This window comes from Deinococcus pimensis DSM 21231 (genome assembly GCF_000519345.1).
GTDB lineage: Bacteria > Deinococcota > Deinococci > Deinococcales > Deinococcaceae > Deinococcus_A > Deinococcus_A pimensis.
Genome location: NZ_KI912656.1, coordinates 7,702 through 10,370, shown reverse-complemented (window position 1 = coordinate 10,370; position 2,669 = coordinate 7,702). Strand labels below are relative to the sequence as shown.

Annotated in this window: 3 protein-coding genes; 2 read left to right on the top strand and 1 reads right to left on the bottom strand. The window is 69.5% G+C overall.

The annotated features are described in order from the left end of the window. Positions 1 to 406 (top strand): hypothetical protein (locus DEIPI_RS31730; RefSeq protein ID WP_045234496.1); only part of this gene is annotated, 406 nt, incomplete at its 5' end. Between the two features lie 532 nt (positions 407 to 938). After that, a complete protein-coding gene (locus DEIPI_RS0115960; RefSeq protein WP_027482432.1) occupies positions 939 to 1,547 on the top strand; it encodes a hypothetical protein in 609 nt (202 codons plus the stop codon). A gap of 291 nt (positions 1,548 to 1,838) precedes the next feature. Here DEIPI_RS0115960 and DEIPI_RS0115955 read toward each other — a convergent pair whose 3' ends face one another. Continuing rightward, complete coding sequence (locus DEIPI_RS0115955; RefSeq protein WP_027482431.1) at positions 1,839 to 2,570, bottom strand: aminotransferase class IV; 732 nt, start codon at positions 2,568 to 2,570, stop codon at positions 1,839 to 1,841. Positions 2,571 to 2,669 lie beyond the last annotated feature (99 nt).

Genomic DNA, 2,669 nt, shown 5'->3' with positions numbered 1-2,669 from the left:
CCGCGGCTACCGCGCGGGCCTGCGCGCGGCGCGCCGCCTCACGGACGAGTCGCGTTTCCAGGCGGGCCGCGCCGTGGAGGGCCTCACCGCCGAGGTGCTGCGCCTCAACACCGAGATCACGCGCCTCAAGGAGGAACTCGAGAAGACGCGCGCCGCGAAGGAACGCAAGGTCCGCAGCGTCCGCAAGGACGGCGTGCACGTCCCCGAGAACGCCGAGGAGGCCCGCCGCGTCGCCCGCAACATCGAGGAGTTCCTCAAGGTCGCGGAGGACGGCGAGATGGACCTCGAGGAGATCCGCGCCCGCCTGCCCGAGGAGGCGAACGTCCGCGACGCCCTCCATCACCTCCTGCTGGCCCGCCGCGCGACCCTCAGCGGGACGCTGCTGCGCCTGATCGTGGCGAACTGAAACCCGGCCGGGGCCGCAGGCCCCCGAGCGAAGCGAGCAGCCGACGAAAGGCGCACCGGAGCGGAACGACCGGCCCGCGAGGGACGGGCGTGAAGCGCAGGTGTGCCGCGAAAACCCGGCCGGGGCCGCAGGCCCCCGAGCGGACAGAGTTGCCTAAGTAAGGCGCACCGGAGGCGGAACGACCCGCGCCCGTGAGGGACGGGCGTGAAGCGCAGGTGTGCCGCGAAAACCCGGCCGGGGCCGCAGGCCCCCGAGCGGAGCGAGTTGCCTAAGTAAGGCGCACCGGAGCGGAACGACCGGCCCGTGAGGGACGGGCGTGAAGCGCAGGTGTGCCGCGAAAAACCCGGCCGGGCCGCAGGCCCCCGAGCGGTGTACGAAGTACCCCGAAGGGAGCGAGCAACCGACGAAAGGCGCACCCCGACGGAACGAACGTCCCGTCACTCGTCCTGATCGGCGTTTTCTGGCTCTTTGCTCAAAGCGGGTGATTCTTGTCCTGCCCACCGTCACCTCCGCTCGTGCTACAACACATGAGATGGAAAGCGTCGTTGCGTTGTTTAACGAACCCAACCAGGCGCGGCAGGCGCTCGCGAACCTCCTGGAGCGCGGCTACTCGCGCGACCACCTCGCCTTCTCACTCCTCGATCCCGTCACGGAGGACCAGCTCGCCCGTGAGACGGGCGTGTCGCCCGAGGAGGGCGCGCCCGCCGGGTCGGGCGCGGTCATGCGTGGCGCTTGGCTCGGCCTGCTCGCGGGCGTGGGTCTCGCGGTGCCCACGTGGCTGCTGCTCTGGCTCATCCCGGAAGCGCGCGTCTATCACGAGGGCGGCCTGCTGGGCATCATGTTCGGCGCGATCGCCGGGCTGGGCCTCGGCGGCTTCTTCGGCGCGCTATCCGGCGGCGATCACGGTGACTACGTGAAGCTGCTGGTGCGCATGGGTGTGCCCGAGCGGATCGCCCTGAGCTACTACGACGCCCTCAAGCAGGGCAAGGTGATGGTCATCGCGCGCGATCAGGACGCCGAGATGGCCGATCAGGCCCTCGCCGTGATGAAGGGCGCGGGCGCCATCGCCCTCGACGAGCGCGCGGGCGGCGGCCGCCTCCAGTCGGAGCGCGTCACGCAGTCCGAGTCCCGGCACCGCTGAGGACACCGGTCAAGGGAAGAGGCGCGGCCCACGGGTCGCGCCTTCGTTTTAGCTGGGGCTGATGTTCTGCAATTCCAGTGCTGCAATTAATCTCCTCAATCGCTCGATTGAGGAGATTCTCTCTTCGTAACTCAGCTCTCGGCTTTTTAGAAAGTTTACCTCACGCTCCAGATGACTAATTAGTCGTTCACTGGGCAACGTGCTTAAATAAAATATATCGTCGCTCATGTATTTAAGATATGCTAAGGTTAACAGCCATTATATGATCCGAAGGATCACCGCCCATGTTTTTTACACGTTCGGTGGCGGCACGAACGCCGGGTGCAGGGCCGGAACGTTCCGTACCTCGAAGCTCAGGGCCTGCCCGTCCGTCAGCACCTCCCGCACGGGCAGCACGCCCACGCCGCTCCCGGCGATCCAGACGTGGTCGGCGCGCGCGAGGTCCTGCGCGCTCACGGGCCGCTCGCTCCAGGCACGGCCCCACAGACGGAGCAGAGCAGCACGCGTGACGCCCGGCAGGCCCCCGGTCGGCACGACCAGCTCACCGCCGATGTCCAGCAGGAGGCTCGTGCGGCTCCCGTCCACGACGGCGCCGCCTTCCCCGAGCAGCAGGCCCTCGAAGGCGCCCCGCTCGTGCGCGTGGCGGCCCGCGAGGACGTACGGGAGGTAGTTGCCCGTCTTGTGAACCGCGAGCTGGGGGTGGACGCGCACGTCCGTGACGAGCACGCTCACCCCCTGAAGGACGCTCCGGGAAAGCCTCGTGAGCGGCCCCTCGGTCAGGTGCAGCCCACCCAGGGTCACCGTGAGGCGCGCGCGGCCCTCGTCGTGCGCGCCGATCAGGTCGCGCACCCTTCGGGCCTCCTTCCGTGGATCGGGCAGGCCCAGGAACGCGCAGGTCCCCGCGAGGCGCTCCACGTGCTCGTCCCACAGCAGGGGCTCGCCGCCGCGCACGCGGACGGTGGTGAAGGCCGTGAGGCCGTGCAGCCACGCCGGGTCGTTCAGGTCGTGCGGGAGCCGCGTCACGCGCGGCCCGCCGCCTCACGTTCGTCCGGGTGGGGCGTGAGGCCGAGCCGCAGCCAGTTCCCGAGGAGCGTTCGGCCCGCCCCGGACAGCACGGACTCC